We start from the raw sequence: 16,356 nt of genomic DNA, 5'->3' as shown, positions 1-16,356 counted from the left end.
GGTCATGACCTCTCCCGCCCCCGCACAGCCGGTCCGTTCGCTCAACCCAGCAGAGGCGTGGGCGACGCTGCGAGCCGGCAACGACCGCTTCGTCGCCGACGCCCCGCTGCACCCCTCGCAGGGCGCGGACCGCCGCCGCGAGACCTCGGCCTCGCAGCACCCGCACACGGTGCTGTTCGGGTGCTCGGACTCGCGCGTCGCTGCGGAGATCATCTTCGACCAGGGGCTCGGCGACATGTTCGTCGTGCGGACCGCGGGCCACGTCGTCGACACCACGGTGCTCGGCTCGATCGAGTACGGGGTGGACATCCTCTCCGCGCCGCTCGTCGTGGTGCTCGGGCACGACTCGTGCGGCGCCGTGGGCGCGGCGGTGGAGACGCTCACGACCGGTGCCCAGGCGAACGGGTTCGTCCGGGCCGTCGTCGACCGCGTCATCCCGTCGATCGCGAAGATCACGGGCGCCGGGAACGGCTCGCTCGAGAACCTCGACCCCGCCGTGCTGCGCCGCGAGCACGTGCGCAACACGGTCGACATGCTCCACTCGTACTCCGCCGGCCTCGCCGCCGCGGTCGCGGAGGGGCGCTGCGCGATCGTCGGCGTCGAGTACGACTTCGCCGAGGGCCGTGCCCACCTGGTCGACGTCGTGGGCGACGTCGGCGAGGCGCCCCTCGCCGACGCCTGAGGCCGCGACGCCGGCGCGCGACCGGCCCGCCCCGCGGCCCGCGTGACCTCGGTCACGCGGGTTGCGGGTGCCCGCGCGCGGTGCGGCAGGATGGCCCCATGACTGCATCTCCCGAGGCTTCCGGCGCTGCCGCCGGCGAGGCCGCACCGACGACCGAGTACCGCATCGAGCACGACACCATGGGCGAGGTGCGCGTCCCCGCGCAGGCTCTCTACCGCGCGCAGACGCAGCGCGCCGTGGAGAACTTCCCGATCTCCGGCACCCCGCTCGAGCGCGGCCACATCGAGGCCCTCGCGCGCGTGAAGAAGGCCGCTGCCCGCGCGAACGCGGAGCTCGGCGTGCTCGACGAGGACGTCGCCGCCGCCATCGTCGCCGCGGCCGACGAGGTCGCGTCGGGGGCGCACGACGCGCACTTCCCGGTGGACGTCTACCAGACCGGGTCCGGGACGTCGTCGAACATGAACACGAACGAGGTCCTCGCGACGCTCGCCACGCGCTCGCTCGGGCGCGACGTGCACCCGAACGACCACGTCAACGCCTCGCAGTCCTCCAACGACGTGTTCCCCACGTCGGTGCACGTCGCCGCCACCGCCGGGGTCGTGCGCGACCTCGTGCCCGCACTGGGCCACCTCGCCGAGGCGCTCGAGGCGAAGTCCGCCGAGTTCGCCACGGTCGTGAAGTCGGGTCGCACGCACCTCATGGACGCCACGCCCGTGACGCTCGGCCAGGAGTTCGGCGGCTACGCCGCCGCGATCCGCTACGGCGTCGAGCGGCTGGAGTCGGCGCTCCCCCGCGCCGCGGAGGTCCCGCTCGGCGGCACCGCCGTCGGCACGGGCATCAACACGCCCGCCGGGTTCCCGCAGCGCGTCATCGCGCTGCTCGTCGAGGACACGGGCCTGCCGCTCACCGAGGCGCGCGACCACTTCGAGGCGCAGTCGTCGCGCGACGGCCTCGTCGAGCTCTCCGGCGCGCTGCGCACCATCGCCGTGTCGCTCACCAAGATCTGCAACGACCTGCGCTGGATGGGCTCCGGCCCCAACACGGGCCTGGGCGAGATCTTCATCCCCGACCTGCAGCCGGGCAGCTCGATCATGCCGGGCAAGGTCAACCCGGTGGTCCCGGAGGCCGTGCTCATGGTCGCCGCGCGCGTGATCGGCAACGACGCGACCGTGGCCTGGGCCGGCGCGTCGGGCTCGTTCGAGCTCAACGTCCAGATCCCGGTCATCGCGCAGGGCGTCCTCGAGTCGATCCGCCTCCTCGCCAACGCGTCCCGCGTGCTCGCCGACAAGACCGTCGCGGGCATCACCGCGAACGTCGAGCGGGCGCTCGCGCTCGCCGAGTCCTCGCCGTCGATCGTCACGCCGCTCAACCGCGTGATCGGCTACGAGGCGGCGGCGAAGGTCGCGAAGCACTCCGTCAAGGAGGGCCTCACCGTCCGCCAGGCCGTGATCGACCTCGGCTTCGTCGAGCGCGGCGAGGTCACCGAGGCGCAGCTCGACGAGGCGCTCGACGTGCTGTCGATGACGCGTCCGCCGCAGGCCTGATCCGCCGGGACGACCGGTCCGCCCGGGAGCCGGGCGGGGTGCGCACGCACCCCGCCCGGCTCTCGGCGTCCAGGCGGCCGGGCGTCTCGGCGGACGGTCAGTAGTCGACCGGGTCCAGGCGGCGCAGGACGACGCCCAGCAGCCGCGCGAGCTCGGCGCGCTCGTCCTCGTCGAGGTCCGCGAGCGCCGCGCGCTCCCGGTCGAGCTGCTGCGGGAACACCTCGTCGACGAGCGCGACGCCGTCCACCGTGAGGGCGACGAGGACGCCGCGACGGTCCCGCTCCGCGACGGTCCGCTCGACGAGCCCGGCGCGCTCGAGCCGGTCGAGGCGTTTGGTGATCGACGCACCGGGGGCGCCGGTCATCGTCGTGACCTCACCCGCGCGCAGCGGCCGGCCCGCGCGGCGGAGCGCGGCGAGCACGTCGAACTCCGCGCGCGAGACGTCGTGGCGGGCGGCCGACCGTTCGAGCGCACCCTCCAGGAGTCCGGCGACGCGACGGAGCCGCGCCCCGACGGCGGAGGTCGAGGTGTCGAGGTCCGGCCGCTGCTCGGCCCACTCCGCACGCACGCGGTCCACGTAGTCCACGGTCTCAGGATAGGGCGGGCATCACAGTATTTCACTAGTGAAACATCATCGAATCACCGGTAGCCTGGGGCGGTCATGCCTCTCCTCACCCCCGCACCAGCCCCCGTCCCCTCCACGGCGCCGTCCGCGCTCGCGCCCGTGCGCTCCGCCGCCCGGGACGCCCTCGACCCCGCCCACCTGCGCGCCGCGCTCCGCGTGAACCCTGCCGACGCGACGCTCGCCGCGGCGCTGCGGTGCGGCGCGGCCGTCGCCCTGGCGATCGCGGTGCCGGGACTGCTCGGCCGACCCGACCTCGCCGCCTTCGCCGCGCTCGGCGCCCTCACCTCGCTGTACGGCCGGTACGACCCGTACCGTCGGCGCGCCGCGCTCCTCGCGACGGTCGCGGTGCTGATGACGGGCACGATCGCCGCGTTCACGCTGCTCGCCGTCGCCGGGGCGCCGGCGCTCGCGACGACGACCGCCGTGGCCCTGCTCGCTGCGGGCGCGACGGCGTTCTGCCTCCTCGTCCGGACCGGGCCTCCGGGCGCGACGATCGTCGTCTTCGCGGCCGGGGCGGGCCTCGCGGGCTCCCCGGCGCTCGGCGACCTCGGTCCCCGCGTGCTCGCCGGCGCGTCCGGAGCGCTCCTCGCGTGGCTCGTCTGCATGGCCGGCGTGCTCGTGCGCCCGACGGCGCCCGCGCGCCTCGCCGTCCGGCGCGCCGCCGACGCCGCGGCGGTCGTCGCGCGGGAGGCCTCGCACGGTGCGGGCGCCCCCGGGACCCCGCCGACCGACGCGTCGCTCCCGGTGGCGTTCCTGCACGGTGGGCACGCCGCCCGGGCCGCCGTCGGCCGGGCGCGCGAGGTGCTCGCCGACGACGCGTCGTGGCGCCTGCCCCGGGACACCGTCCCGGCGCTCTCCCGCGAGCTCGACGAGATCGAGCGGGCCCTCGACGCCCTGGGCGTCCCGCGCGAGGACGCCGCCGCGCCCGTCCGTACCTCGCTCACCGCCCAGGCGCGGTCCCGTGCCCACGGCCCCTGGCGGCTCGCGACGGCGCGCGTCGGGGTCTCCGGGCTCGTCGCCGGCGGGGTCGCCGCGGTCGCCGGCCTCGGGCACGCCGCCTGGGCGACCATGGGCTCGACCGCCGTCCTCCAGGGCGAGTCGGCGCGCCACGCCGTCGTGCGGGCCATCCAGCGCGGGGCCGGCACCGTCGCGGGTGCGCTGCTCGCGTGGCCGCTCCTCGCCGCGCCGCTCGGCTTCTGGGGGACGGCCGCCGTCGTCGTGGTGCTGCAGACCGTGACCGAGACGATCGTGGGCCGCCACTACGGGCTCGCGATGCTCACCATCACGCCCATGGCGCTCCTCATGACGTCGCTCGCCCATCCGGCCGACCCGGCCGCGCTCGCGCTCGACCGCGCGCTGGACACCGTGCTGGGCGCCCTCGTCGGCGTCCTCGCGGTGGTCCTCGTCCACCCGCGCACCCGCCCCCGCGCGAGCGAGACCCCGGCCCCGCCGAGGGAGTGGCCCGGTACCGCGAGGTAGAGGCCTGGCCATGACCAGGCCTCTCCCTCGGCGGCGGGTCAGACCTCGATCGACTCCAGCATCTCCGTGACGAGCGCGGCGACGGGCGAGCGCTCGGAGCGCGTGAGCGTCACGTGCGCGAACAGCGGGTGCCCCTTGAGCGCCTCGATGACCGCGGCGACGCCGTCGTGCCGCCCGACGCGCAGGTTGTCGCGCTGCGCGACGTCGTGCGTGAGGACCACGCGCGACGACTGCCCGATGCGCGAGAGCACGGTGAGCAGCACGTTGCGCTCGAGCGACTGCGCCTCGTCGACGATGACGAACGCGTCGTGCAGAGAGCGACCGCGAATGTGCGTCAGGGGGAGCACTTCGAGCATCTCGCGGTCGATCACCTCGTCGAGCACCTGAGGCGGGACGAGCGCGCCGAGCGTGTCGTAGACGGCCTGCGCCCACGGGTTCATCTTCTCGGCCTCGGAGCCGGGGAGGTAGCCGAGCTCCTGGCCGCCCACCGCGTAGAGCGGGCGGAACACCATGACCTTGCGGTGCTGCCGGCGCTCCATGACCGCCTCGAGCCCCGCGCACAGCGCGAGCGCCGACTTGCCCGTCCCCGCCCGGCCGCCGAGCGACACGATCCCCACGGACTCGTCGAGGAGCAGGTCGATCGCGACGCGCTGCTCGGCCGAGCGGCCGTGCAGCCCGAACAGCTCGCGGTCGCCGCGCACGAGCTGGACGTGCTTGTCCGCGGTGACCCGGCCGAGGGCCGAGCCGCGCGGCGAGTGCACGACGAGGCCCGTGTGGCAGTGCAGCGGCCCGGCGGCCTCGACGACCTCCGGGTCGAGGCTCGTCAGCTCGACCGACTCGTGCTCCCAGAGCGCCGCGGCCTCGGCGTCGGTGAAGGAGATCTCCCCCATGCCCGTCCAGCCCGAGTCCACGGCGAGCTCGTGCCGGTACTCCTCCGCGCGCAGCCCGACCGCCGACGCCTTGACCCGCATCGGCAGGTCCTTGGACACGACCGTCACGTCGTGCCCCTCCGCCGCGAGGTTCGCGGCGACGGACAGGATCCGGGTGTCGTTGTCGCCGAGGCGGAAGCCGGCGGGCAGGACGTCCGGGTCGGTGTGGTTGAGCTCGACGCGCAGGGTCCCGCCGACGTCGCCGACCGGGATCGGGGCGTCGAGACGGCCGTGCTTCACGCGCAGGTCGTCGAGCATGCGCAGCGCGCTGCGGGCGAAGTACCCGAGCTCGGCGTGGTGGCGCTTGGCCTCCAGCTCGCTGATGACGACGACCGGGAGGACGACGTCGTGCTCGGCGAACCGCCCGATCGCGCGAGGGTCGCTCAGCAGGACGGAGGTGTCGACGACGAACGTGCGGCGCGCGTCGTCTCGCGCGTCGTCCTGCAAGGTGGGTGAGGTACCGGGGGTGGGTGAGGAATGGACCACGAGGGCTCCCCTCCGGCGCGCGGGCGCCGTTCTCTCTCTGGGCGAGGCGGGCGACCGGCCGTCGGGCCGTGGGTGCCACGGCTCAGCAGCGCCGGTGCCGGCCCTCCTGAGCGGAGCGTGAACCCCATCGGCTGGCCTCCCGGAGGACGGCGGTGGTGCCGTCCGTCTCCTCGAAACTACGCCCGTGTGATTCCGCGCACCACCCCCGACACACCTCCGGGACGAGGTTTAACCGTCCGTTCACGCGATGGTCCGGAGGCGTGCTCCCGATTCAGTGCTCGACGTGCTTCGGTGCCATCGCGATCGCGCACACGAAGCCCACCACCAGCACCGCGGCCGTGACGGCGAGGGTCTGCCCGACGGCGGTCGCAAAACCCTGGTGGAACGCGGTGGTGGCGGCGTCGGTCACCTGGCGCGCGACGTCGTCGGGCACCCCGGGCGGAAGGTCGAACGAGCCGCCCGCACCGCCCTGCAGGGAGCCCGCGTTCGCGAACCCGTCGACGAACTGCTGGCGGAACTGCTCGGGGAGAGAGGCCGCCGCGTCCTGCGCGGCGGCGGGGAGGGTGACCGCGAGGCGCGCGGTGAGCGTCGCGACGATCGCCGCCGATCCGATGACGCCGCCCACCTGGCGCGTGGTGTTGAACGCGCCCGCCCCGGCGCCCGCGGTGCGGTGGTCGAGGCCCGACGTCGCGAGGTTGGCGAGCGGCGAGAACACGCAGCCCGTGCCGATGCCGAACAGCGTCATGGGCAGCACGATCGTCACGACCGACACGCCGGGGCCCACGACCGCGGCGAGCCAGCCGATCGCGACCGCGAGGACGCCGAACCCGGTCGCCACGACCCACTTGGCGGGCACCTTGTCGGACAGGCGACCCGCGAGGGGCGCGACGATCCCGGAGACGAGCGACCCCGGCAGGTTGACGAGCGCGGCGTGCAGCGGCGACAGCCCGAGGATCGACTGCAGGAAGATCGTCAGGGGGAAGAAGATGCCGATCATCGCGAACGACACCGACATGCCGGCGACGTTGGCGAGCGAGAAGTTCCGGGAGCGGAAGAGCTTCAGCGGCAGGAGCGCGCCGTCGCCGAGGTGGCGCTGCCACAGGACGAAGCCCACGAGCACGAGCAGCCCCGCGCCGATGACGCCCCAGACCGTGACCGGCCCGGTGATGGTGCCCCAGTCGTACGTCTCCCCCTCCTGGAGTCCGAAGACGACGGCGAACAGGCCGACGACGGAGAGCACGACGCCGAGGACGTCGAACGAGCGCTTGTTCGTCGCGAGGCGCGGCAGGCGCGTGAGCGCGAACCACAGCGCCACGACGCCGACCGGCACGTTGACGAAGAAGATCCACTCCCAGCCCCAGGACTCGACGAACACGCCGCCGAGCAGCGGTCCGGCGATCGTCGCGACACCCGCCGTGGCGCCCCACAGGCCCATCGCCGCGCCGCGCTGCCGGGGCGGGAAGACGCGCGTGATCATCGCCATGGTCTGCGGCGTCATGAGCGCCGCGCCGACGCCCTGGACCACGCGCGCCGCGATGAGCATCTCGATGGAGCCCGAGAACCCGCACCAGGCGGACGCGAGCGTGAACACCAGCAGGCCGACGACGAACACCGGCTTGGGGCCGTACCGGTCGCCGAGGCGCCCGGCGAGCAGGAGCAGCACGGCGTAGGAGAGCAGGTAGGCGCTGTTCACCCAGCCCACCGCGACGAGCGACGCGTCGAGCTCGGTCTGGAGCGTGGGGACGGCGATGTTCACGATCGTGGTGTCGACCATGATCATGAAGAAGCCGAGGATGAGCGGCGGCAGGATGCTCCAGGCGCTGCGGCCGTGGAGGTCGACGAGGGGCACGACGCGCGAGCCGGCGTCGGCGGGGGCCGTGCTCGGGCTGCTGCCCGGGGTGGGAGTGGTCACGAGGTCTCCTGAGGTGAGTCAGTGCGGGGGAAGCGGAAGGCGGCCGCGGGCTCCTCGGTCCAGCTCAGCGCGCCCGACGCGAGGTCGGCGATCGTCGCGTCGAGCCACGCGATCTCGGCTGCGGTCTGGTGGAGCTGGAACGACGCGTCGAGCAGGTAGCGCCGGGGCAGGCCGCGCGCCACGACGCCGTCGAGGTGCTCGCGCACCCCGTCCGTCGCGGCCGCGAGCGCCGCCCGGCGCTCCCGCAGGAGGGTGAGGGCGTCGTCGAGCGGGAGGTCGTGCACGAGTGCGAGCCCGACCGGGAAGGCCGGGTACTCGTCCGGCGTCTCACGGACGAGGTCGCGCGTGCGGGCGTCGTGCGCGGCGACGCCCGCCGCCGTGATCGCGTAGACGGTGCGCTCGGGCCGGTTGCCGTCGCGGTCGACGCCTGCACGCTCGACGAGGCCGTCCCGCTCGAGCCGGTCGACGGCGTGGTAGACGGCGCCCGGGTTGAGCCGGACGAGGCGGTCGTCGCGCCGCTTGCGCAGGCGCACGAGCATCTCGTACGGGTGCATGGGCTGGTCGAGCAGCACGGCGAGCACGAGGGTCGCCGTGGGGCTGAGGCGCGGTGCGGGCACGGTCGTCTCCGGGACGGTCTCACGGGCGGGAGGGGCGGACGGTGCGGGCGGGAGGCCCGGACGAGGAGGTCCGCGGGGAATATTCCGCTTGGAATATACGCTCGGCCGAGCGGCGTGTCGACCCCGGGCGGTTCGCGCGGTCGTGGCACGACGCGTAGGTTCACGACCCATGAGCGTCACCGACCTGCTCGACCTCGACGCGACCGCCCTCGCCCACGCGCTCCGGACCGGCGACGCCTCCCCCACCGAGGTGCTCGACGCGACGCTCGACGCCGCCGCGGGCGTCGGCTCGGACGTCGGTGCCTTCACGGTCGTCACGGCCGACCTCGCGCGCACGCAGGCGCTCGCCGCGGAGGCTGCTCTCGTCGCGGCGCGGCGCGCGGGCTCCCCCGTCGTCGCCTCCGCGGAAGAGCCGGGTGCGTTGCCGCCGTTCCTCGGCGTCCCCTGCCCGATCAAGGACCTCTCGATGGTCGAGGGCGTGCCGATCCGCGCCGGGTCCGCCGCGATCGACCCGTTCCCGGCTCCCTACGACGACGGCGTCGTGACGCTCCTGCGCGCCGCGGGCACGGTCATGGTCGGCAAGACGACCACCCCCGAGCTCGGCCTGCCCTGCTACACCGAGCCCGACGTCGGGCCTACGGCCCGGACGCCGTGGGACCTCGCACGCTCCGCGGGCGGGTCGAGCGGCGGTGCCGCGGCCGCGGTCGCGGCGCGCGTCGTCCCCGTCGCGCACGGGAGCGACGGGGGCGGCTCGCTGCGGATCCCCGCCAGCGCGTGCGGGCTGGTCGGGCTGAAGCCGTCGCGCGGGCTCGTGAGCCCAGGGCCGTACGGGGTCGACGGCGCGGGGCTCGCCACGCACGGCGTGCTCACCCGGTCGGTCCGCGACGCCGCGGCGTTCCTCGACGTGCTCGCGCGCCCGTGGCCGGGCGACACGTTCACGGCGCGCCTCGCGACCGCGCCGAGCGCTCGGCGGCTCCGGGTCGGGCTCCTGCTCGACCCCGTGATCGCCGCCGACGCTCCCGTGCACCCCGCGTGCGCGGACGCCGCCCTCACGACCGCGGCGCTCCTCGCCGGGCTCGGGCACGACGTCGTCGAGATCCCCCCGCCCTTCGGCGCCGAGCGCTGGGACGCGTTCGCCGCCCTGTGGTCCGTCGGCGCGCTCCAGGCGCCCGTCCCGCCGGACCGCGAGCACCTGCTCGTCCCGCTCACGCGGTGGTTGCGCGAACGCGGGCGCGGCGTGAGCGGGCTCGCGTACGCCACCGCCCTCGCCGGGGTGCAGCAGCTCACGCGCGAGGTCGCCGCCGCCTGGGCCGGGGTCGACGTCGTGCTCTCCCCCACGCTCGCGCAGCCGCCCGCGCTCGTCGGCAGCCAACGGATCGACGACGACCCGGCCGCCGACTTCGCCGCGCAGACCGCGTTCACCCCCTGGACCAGCGTGTGGAACCTCACCGGCCGCCCCGCGATCTCGCTCCCGCTCGGCGAGACGCAGGTCGCCGACCCGGGCCACGCGCAGCGGACCGTCCCCGTGGGTGTCATGCTCGGCGCCGACCACGGCGACGACGCGCTCCTCCTCGCCCTCGCCGCCCGCCTCGAGGAGGCCGCGCCCTGGTCCCACCGACGACCGGGGACCGCGTCGTGACCGCCTACGTCGCCCTCCTGTTCGCCGTGAACGTGGGCGGGCGCAAGGTTCCGTCCACCGCGCTGCGCGAGCTCGCCGGCGAGCTCGGGTTCGCGCACGCCCGCACCGTCGTCAACAGCGGCAACCTCGTCGTCGCGCCCGGGACCTCGGGCGTGTCCGGTCCCGACGACGTCGCGCGGCTCCTGCACGACGCCGTCGCCGAACGCTTCGGCGTCGACGCCGCCGTGGCCGTGCTCACGACCGAGCGGCTGCGCAAGATCGTCCGCGGCAACCCTCTCCCCGACGACGCTCAGGAGCGACCCGCCGCGCTCCTCGTCCTCGTCGGCGAGTCCCCGGTCGACCCGGACGGCGCCGCCACGATCGACGACCGCGGCGGGACGGAGCGCGCCGCCGTCGGGAACGGCGTCCTCTACGTCGCCTACCCCGACGGCGTCGGCCGCTCGAAGCTCACGACGGCGGTCCTCGCGAAGGCCGCCGGCACCCCGGTGACCGGCCGCAACTGGAACACCATGACCCGCCTCCTCACCCTCGCCGAGGACACCCCCGCCTGACCGCCCCGCCGAGGGAGAGCCACGGTCACGCGAGGTAGAGCCGTGGTTCGGCGAGGTAGAGCAGTGGTCGGGTTTCAAGCCCGCGGGGTCGGGTCCGCGGCGCCGGGAGCCGGGAGCCGGGAGCCGGGAGCCGGGGCGACCGAAGGCGGCGGGAACATGCTCGGGGAACCGACACCGCGGGCAGTTCGCCCAGGTGAGCGGAGACCAGGGCGAGACGACGCCGGGCGGGGTGGGTGGTGGTGCCGCGTCGTGGCGGGCCTGGCGGGAGCCGCGAGGAACGAGCGGCGGATGGTAGACGCGGCACCACCACCCACCCCGACCACCCAGGCCAGCCACACGCCGTCGAACACAAGAACCACGGCTCTACCTCGGTGGGGTGGCCGGTCGCCAGTGCTGGACCTTGTCGACGTCGCGGACGACGACGTCGAGGCGGGAGAGCTCGCGCCGCAGGTCGGCGGCGTCGGACGTCTTGTCGGCCTGGAGCATCGCCGCGCGGGCGCGCAGGACGGCGTCGGCGCTCGGCGGGAGCGACGGGTCGCCGGGGACCCAGCGCCGGAACTCCTCTGCCCACGGGTCGCCGTCGTGCCAGGGCCAGCCGTGCGACCGGAACGCGTCGGCGAGGCGGTGGGTCGCGAGCTCGGTGCGGACGTTCAGGAGCTCGACGACCGGTGCGTCGTGAGCGTCGCCGCCCACGGTGCCGACGGCAGCGCCGTCGGGTGCGGTGCGCGCCGCGGGCGACGTGGGCCGGTCGGTGGCGGTCGGGGTCCGACGGCCGAGCACGACGAGGTCCTTGCGGTCGACGAGCACGGCGGTGACGTGGTCCCGGTCCAGCGCGGTGCGGTCGCCGCGCCGCTCGAGGGCTGCGTGCGCGGCGTCGACCGTCACGACCGCGATGTCCCGCACCGCGTGCGCGGCGAACACGAGCCCGGCACCCACGCCGAGGGCGAGGCAGATCGCGACGCCGAGGGTTCCCCGCTCGCCGAGGAGCTCGTCGATGGCGCGCGCAAGACCCTGGAACGGCGCCCACCGCAGTCCCGCCATCCATCCGGCGAGGTGGAGCGCCCCGTACGCGAGCAGCGCCCCGAGGACCGGCGACCCGCCCCACAGGAGCCAGCGGTCGAGCGTCGTCGGTCCGACAACGGTCGGTCCGTCCGGCGCCGCCGTCCCGTCCGGGGACCGGATCGGGGCAGGCGTCGGGGTCGGGGACGGCGTCGGGGCAGGTGTCAGGTCCGGGGCGGACTCGGTGAGGTCGGCCGGGACGAGGTCGGGCGCAGGGCGAGGGGCGGCGTCGGGCACCCGCCGATCCTCGCCTGCGCTGGCCGCGCGGGACGTCGCCCGGGAGGATGATCGCGAGACGCGCACGTCGGCCGTGCGGGGTATCCCCCGTAGAATCGAGGGCGGTGTGCCGGGAAGTCTGGTCGGCCACGGTCTCGCGTCCGCGGGCCGTGCGACACGACAGCGACCCCGGGAGCACGATGACCCACGCCACCCCGCCCTCCGGCACCCACCCCGCCCCGCCGACGGACCGGCCCTCGCCTCGCGTGCGGCTGCGACGGTGGGTGAGCCGGGAGACGACGGGCGGCGCGCTGCTCATCGGCGCGGCGCTCCTCGCGCTGCTGTGGGCGAACTCCCCGTGGCGGGACGCGTACACCGCGCTGTCGGAGACGGTCGTCGGGCCGGCCTCGATCGGTCCGCTGCCCCTGCACCTCGACCTGAGCCTCGAGACGTGGGCCGCCGACGGGCTGCTCGCGATCTTCTTCTTCGTCGTGGGCGTCGAGCTCAAGCAGGAGTTCGTCGCGGGGAGCCTCCGGAGCCCGCGGCAGGCCGGGGTGCCGATGCTCGCCGCGGTCGGCGGCATGGCCGTGCCGGCCGTGATCTTCACGGCGGTCGTGCTGCTCGCGGGCGACGACGCCGCGCTGCACGGGTGGGCGATCCCGACGGCGACGGACATCGCGTTCGCGCTCGGCGTGCTCGCCGTCTTCGGGCGCGGGCTGCCCACCGCGATCCGCACCTTCCTGCTGACGCTCGCGGTCGTGGACGACCTGCTCGCGATCGTCGTCATCGCGGTCTTCTACACGGCCGACCTGCGCATCGGGCTCCTCGGTCTCGCGCTCGTCGCGGTCGCGCTGTTCGCCGTGCTCGTCCGCGCCCGGCGCACGCGCTGGTGGCTCCTGCTGCCCGTCGCGGTGGTCGCGTGGGTGCTGGTCCACGAGTCCGGCGTGCACGCGACGATCGCGGGCGTCCTGCTCGGCTTCACCGTCCCCGCGCTCGCGCTGCACGGCGAGGCGGAGTCGCGCACGCACCGGTTCGAGCACGCCCTGCGGCCGTTCTCCCAGGGGATCGCCCTGCCGGTGTTCGCGTTCTTCGCCGCGGGCGTGACGTTCGTCGGCGGCGGGGGCGACGTCCTCGGCCAGCCGGTCGTGCTCGCGATCGTGCTCGGCCTGGTACTGGGCAAGCTCGTGGGCGTGCTCGGGGTGACGGCGCTCGTCACACGGTTCACCCCGCTGCGCCTCGCGCCGGGCATCGGCGTGCGCGACCTGCTGCCGGTCGGCCTGCTGGGCGGGATCGGTTTCACCGTCTCGCTCCTCATCGCGGAGCTGTCGTTCCCGGACTCGACGCACACCGACGCGGCGAAGATCGCCGTCCTCGCCGCGTCGACGATCGCCGCCGCCCTCGCCGCGGTCGCGCTGCGCTGGGACGCCCGGCGCGCGCGCACGAACGACATGAACCTCGACGACCTGCCGGACGACGTCACCGACCACATCGGTGACGCGAAGGACCGCCTGGAGCACTGACCCGCGCGTCCCCGCCGCCCGCCGGCCCGAGGCCTCGGCCCCCTGTCTCGTCGCCGAACCCGGGGTTGCGGGCGAGGTGAGGGCCCAGCCCGCCGGTATCCCCGGGTTCGGCACCTGGAGGTTCCCGCTCAGCAGGTCGTCGCGACCTCGTAGCGGCCGGGCGCGGCCTCGCGCAGCGTCGTGACCGTCGCGTCGCCCTGGCCGAGGTACGCGAGCGAGCCCACCGCGTAGTACGGGTTGTACGGGTTCACGCCGTAGGAGATCGCGCGGCCGGCGGCCTGGTGCTGGGCGTTCGTCGCCGTCCCGCACCACGGGCCGGACGGCGCCTGGACCGTGACGGTGACCTGCGCCGTGGTCGCGTTGCCCGCGGCGTCGACGGCCCGTGCCGCGACGACGTGCGCGCCCGCACCGAGCGCCGTCGTGTCCCAGTCGTGCGCGTAGGGCGGCGTGCGCAGCGTCGCGAGCGCCGCGCCGTCGACGCTCAGCTCGACGCGGTCCACGCCGCGGTCGTCCGACGCCGCGACCCCGACCCGGACGGTCCCGGTCACGGTCGAGCCCGCGGCCGGCGACGTGATCGCGACCGTCGGGGCGACGACGTCCGGGTCCGGTCCCGTGCCGGGCTCGCGCTCGACCCGGCGGTTGTTCGTGAACAGGAAGTCGGTGAGGTGCGCCGGGTAGTCGACGCTGTTCGTCGCGACGTACGACCCGCCCGGCCCGGCGCCGGCTGGCCACGCGTGGGCGAGCCCGGTGTTCCGGACCAGCGAGACGCGCGGGCCGTCGGCGTCGGACCACAGCGAGCCGGAGCCCGCGGTGTTCGCCCCCGCGAGCCCGGCGAGCGAGAACGACGACGTGGTCCCGGCGCCGTAGAGGTCGGCCATGACCTGGGCGTTGAGCGTCCCGTACCCGGTCGCGACGGTCGTGTCGGCGCTGCCGAAGACGACGGACGTCACCTGCGAGCCGAAGTCCGCCGCGTGCGTCCCGGCGAACGACCGGCACGTCGAGCGCGCCTGCGCGAGCGTCGTCGCGACGCTCCCGATCTGGCCCGACGTCGTCCCGACCGTCGGACCGGCCGCGATCCCGACGCCGGCGAACACGTCGGGTGCGAGGCAGCCCATGACCATCGCCTGGCCGCCGCCGGACGACAGCCCGCTGACGTAGACCTGGTCCGGGTCGATGCCGAGCGAGGTGTCGGCGAGCAGCGCCGCGACGAGGTCGAGCAGGTTGTCGTCGTGCCGCGCGGGGTTGGTGCGGCTGTGGTTCGTGTCGTAGTAGTCCCAGCAGCCGAGCAGCACGCCGCCGTTCGGCGCGGCGGGGACCGCGACCACCATGCCGTGGTCGTCGGCGGTCGCGGCCCAGTTGCCCGCGTTCTTGAGCACCTGCGAGGTCTGGACGCAGCCGTGCAGCGAGATCATGAGCGCCCGACCGCCGGGGAGAGCGGGATCGGTCGTCGGCCGGTACAGCTCGACCGTCATGCCGCCCGCCGAGCGCTGGGACCAGGAGCCCGCCGCGGACGCGGGGGTCGTGACGAGCGGCGCGAGCACGACGGCGAGCGCCGTGCCGAGGGCGAGCGCGGCCGCGGACCGGCGGGCGCGGCCGCGCCGCCTGAGGGAGTGCCTGACCATCTGAACCTCCACGTCGAGGTCGGGTCGCCGTCAGCGCCGGACGCGCTGCGGCGCGAACCGTCGCGCGCCGGACCCGGGCGGACCGGACGTTACGTGTGACCTGAATCACCTGTCAACATCCGTCTGTCGGGCGCGTGGCCGGATCGTGACCGGCGCGGGTTGACACCGCGCCGCTCGCGGATCCATGATTCCCGCAACCTGAATCGCCTCTCATGTTTGAGCGGCGCTCCCCCCAGGACCACCCAACGAAGGGCGAAGTCATGCGGACGAAGAAGTCCCAGCGGCCGGCACTCGCCGTCGCCGCGCTCGCGGCCGCGAGCCTCGTGCTCGCCGCGTGCGCGCCGACCGACGCGACCGGCGGCGACACCACCGGAGGCGAGAGCAGCGCGAGCGCCGACCCGGTCGACGTCGGCATCATCTACTCCAAGACCGGGCCGCTCGCGGCCTACGGCGAGGCCTACTACGAGGGCTTCCAGGCCGGACTCGACTACGCGACCGACGGCACGGGCGAGGTCGACGGCCGGCCCGTCAACGTGACGTTCCACGACGACGGCGGCGACCCCGACAAGGCGGTCGGCCAGGCGAAGGACCTCATCGGCAAGGGCTACCAGATCCTCGGCGGCACGGTCGTGTCCGGCGTCGCGCTCAAGCTCGCGGAGCAGGCCGAGCAGAACAAGGTGCTGTACATCTCCGGCCCGGCCGCGGTCGACGCGCTCACGGGCATCAACGACTACACGTTCCGCTCGGGGCGCCAGTCGCTCCAGGACGTCGCGACGGCGGGCACGTTCGTCGACCCCGACGGCGCGAAGGTCGTCGTGTTCGCGCAGGACAACGCGTTCGGCCAGGGCAACCTCGCCGCGGTCGAGGCGGTCCTCGGCGCGCAGGGCGCCGAGGTGACGAGCGTGCTCGTGCCGGAGGACGCGACGGAGTTCACCCCGTTCGCGCACCAGATCGTCGACGCCGCGCCCGACCTCGTGTTCGTCGCGTGGGCCGGGGCGACGTCGGGCGCGATGTGGCAGGGCCTCGACCAGCAGGGCGTGCTCGACTCGACGACGGTTGTCACCGGCCTCGGCGACGTCGCGACCTACGGCGCGTACGGCGCGGCGGCGAGCAAGGTCGACTTCCTCAACCACTACTTCCCGGGCGCGGCGGGCACGGAGGTCGAGGCCGCGATGCTCGCGTCCGTCGAGGAGGCCGGCAAGCAGGCGGACCTCTTCACGCCCGACGGGTTCGTCGCGGCGCAGATGATCGTGCACGCGATCGAGGAGGGCGGCGACGACGTCGACGCCATGGTCGACGCGCTCGAGGGCTGGAGCTTCGACGGCCCCAAGGGCACGACGACGGTCCGCGCGTCCGACCACGCGCTCGTGCAGCCGATGTACCAGGTGAAGCTCGTGGCCGACGGCGACGCCTGGGTGCCCGAGCTCGTCACCGAGGTGCCGGGCGAGGACGTCGCTCCGGCCGAGGCGGGCTGA

The 16,356-nt window shown here is 74.9% G+C and carries 13 protein-coding genes; 7 read left to right on the top strand and 6 right to left on the bottom strand.

The genetic code is table 11. The annotated features are described in order from the left end of the window. The first annotated feature begins 4 nt into the window (after window positions 1–4). Both JOE63_RS08540 and JOE63_RS08535 read left to right on the top strand, forming a co-directional pair. Entirely contained in the window at window positions 5–682 is a 678-nt protein-coding gene (locus JOE63_RS08540) for a carbonic anhydrase (protein WP_204540663.1), read from the top strand. A gap of 98 nt (window positions 683–780) precedes the next feature. Beyond that, the gene (locus JOE63_RS08535; RefSeq protein WP_047232764.1) at window positions 781–2,226 is read left to right on the top strand and encodes a class II fumarate hydratase; all 1,446 of its coding nucleotides are present in this window, start codon (window positions 781–783) and stop codon (window positions 2,224–2,226) included. 97 nt (window positions 2,227–2,323) lie between these two features. Here JOE63_RS08535 and JOE63_RS20980 read toward each other — a convergent pair whose 3' ends face one another. Then, on the bottom strand, window positions 2,324–2,812 hold the full coding sequence (locus JOE63_RS20980) for a MarR family winged helix-turn-helix transcriptional regulator (protein WP_087471517.1): 489 nt from the start codon (window positions 2,810–2,812) through the stop codon (window positions 2,324–2,326). A gap of 75 nt (window positions 2,813–2,887) precedes the next feature. Here JOE63_RS20980 and JOE63_RS08525 point away from each other — a divergent pair, with 75 nt between their 5' ends. Further along, window positions 2,888–4,330 (top strand): FUSC family protein, encoded by a 1,443-nt coding sequence (locus tag JOE63_RS08525; RefSeq protein ID WP_204540660.1) that lies wholly within the window; start codon window positions 2,888–2,890, stop codon window positions 4,328–4,330. A gap of 38 nt (window positions 4,331–4,368) precedes the next feature. On the opposite strand, the gene JOE63_RS08520 is transcribed toward JOE63_RS08525, so the two are convergent. The 3 genes from JOE63_RS08520 to JOE63_RS08510 all read right to left on the bottom strand — a co-directional run bounded on the left by JOE63_RS08520 (window position 4,369) and on the right by JOE63_RS08510 (window position 8,274). Next, window positions 4,369–5,706: a PhoH family protein gene (locus JOE63_RS08520; protein ID WP_239576658.1), complete on the bottom strand. Its 1,338-nt coding sequence runs from the start codon at window positions 5,704–5,706 to the stop codon at window positions 4,369–4,371. Window positions 5,707–6,016: 310 nt separating this feature from the next. Then, window positions 6,017–7,657 (bottom strand): DHA2 family efflux MFS transporter permease subunit, encoded by a 1,641-nt coding sequence (locus tag JOE63_RS08515; protein ID WP_087471514.1) that lies wholly within the window; start codon window positions 7,655–7,657, stop codon window positions 6,017–6,019. After that, window positions 7,654–8,274, bottom strand: coding sequence for a PadR family transcriptional regulator (locus JOE63_RS08510; RefSeq protein WP_204540654.1), 621 nt, complete (start codon window positions 8,272–8,274; stop codon window positions 7,654–7,656). The genes JOE63_RS08515 and JOE63_RS08510 overlap by 4 nt, the downstream gene beginning before the upstream one ends. A gap of 169 nt (window positions 8,275–8,443) precedes the next feature. On the opposite strand from JOE63_RS08510, the gene JOE63_RS08505 reads away from it, so the two are divergent. After that, the gene (locus JOE63_RS08505) at window positions 8,444–9,913 is read left to right on the top strand and encodes an amidase (protein WP_204540651.1); all 1,470 of its coding nucleotides are present in this window, start codon (window positions 8,444–8,446) and stop codon (window positions 9,911–9,913) included. Then, on the top strand, window positions 9,910–10,464 hold the full coding sequence (locus JOE63_RS08500; RefSeq protein ID WP_204540648.1) for a DUF1697 domain-containing protein: 555 nt from the start codon (window positions 9,910–9,912) through the stop codon (window positions 10,462–10,464). The genes JOE63_RS08505 and JOE63_RS08500 overlap by 4 nt, the downstream gene beginning before the upstream one ends. 363 nt (window positions 10,465–10,827) lie before the next feature. On the opposite strand, the gene JOE63_RS21410 is transcribed toward JOE63_RS08500, so the two are convergent. Then, the gene (locus JOE63_RS21410; RefSeq protein ID WP_087471510.1) at window positions 10,828–11,760 is read right to left on the bottom strand and encodes a YqeB family protein; all 933 of its coding nucleotides are present in this window, start codon (window positions 11,758–11,760) and stop codon (window positions 10,828–10,830) included. Window positions 11,761–12,023: 263 nt separating this feature from the next. Between JOE63_RS21410 and nhaA the strand changes: the two genes are divergently transcribed. Next, window positions 12,024–13,259: a Na+/H+ antiporter NhaA gene (gene nhaA, locus JOE63_RS08490; RefSeq protein ID WP_307840002.1), complete on the top strand. Its 1,236-nt coding sequence runs from the start codon at window positions 12,024–12,026 to the stop codon at window positions 13,257–13,259. Window positions 13,260–13,387: 128 nt separating this feature from the next. On the opposite strand, the gene JOE63_RS08485 is transcribed toward nhaA, so the two are convergent. After that, window positions 13,388–14,881, bottom strand: a complete 1,494-nt coding sequence (locus JOE63_RS08485; RefSeq protein ID WP_204540643.1) for an extracellular catalytic domain type 1 short-chain-length polyhydroxyalkanoate depolymerase — start codon at window positions 14,879–14,881, stop codon at window positions 13,388–13,390. Window positions 14,882–15,141: 260 nt separating this feature from the next. Here JOE63_RS08485 and JOE63_RS08480 point away from each other — a divergent pair, with 260 nt between their 5' ends. Continuing rightward, complete coding sequence (locus JOE63_RS08480; protein WP_204540641.1) at window positions 15,142–16,356, top strand: substrate-binding domain-containing protein; 1,215 nt, start codon at window positions 15,142–15,144, stop codon at window positions 16,354–16,356.

It is taken from the genome of Cellulosimicrobium cellulans, from assembly GCF_016907755.1.
In the GTDB taxonomy this organism is placed as follows: Bacteria; Actinomycetota; Actinomycetes; order Actinomycetales; family Cellulomonadaceae; genus Cellulosimicrobium; species Cellulosimicrobium cellulans_D.
Note: the sequence above shows the minus strand (reverse complement) of the source record. Positions and strands in the feature narration are given on the sequence as shown.

Excerpts from the sequence above, each read along its gene's own strand:
- JOE63_RS08540 (WP_204540663.1), top strand. The coding sequence starts at position 5 with ATGACCTCTCCCGCCCCCGCACAGCCGGTCCGTTCGCTCAACCCAGCA.
- JOE63_RS08480 (WP_204540641.1), top strand. The coding sequence starts at position 15,142 with ATGCGGACGAAGAAGTCCCAGCGGCCGGCACTCGCCGTCGCCGCGCTC.
- JOE63_RS08535 (WP_047232764.1), top strand. The coding sequence starts at position 781 with ATGACTGCATCTCCCGAGGCTTCCGGCGCTGCCGCCGGCGAGGCCGCA.
- JOE63_RS08505 (WP_204540651.1), top strand. The coding sequence starts at position 8,444 with ATGAGCGTCACCGACCTGCTCGACCTCGACGCGACCGCCCTCGCCCAC.
- JOE63_RS08525 (WP_204540660.1), top strand. The coding sequence starts at position 2,888 with ATGCCTCTCCTCACCCCCGCACCAGCCCCCGTCCCCTCCACGGCGCCG.
- JOE63_RS08485 (WP_204540643.1), bottom strand. The coding sequence starts at position 14,881 with ATGGTCAGGCACTCCCTCAGGCGGCGCGGCCGCGCCCGCCGGTCCGCG.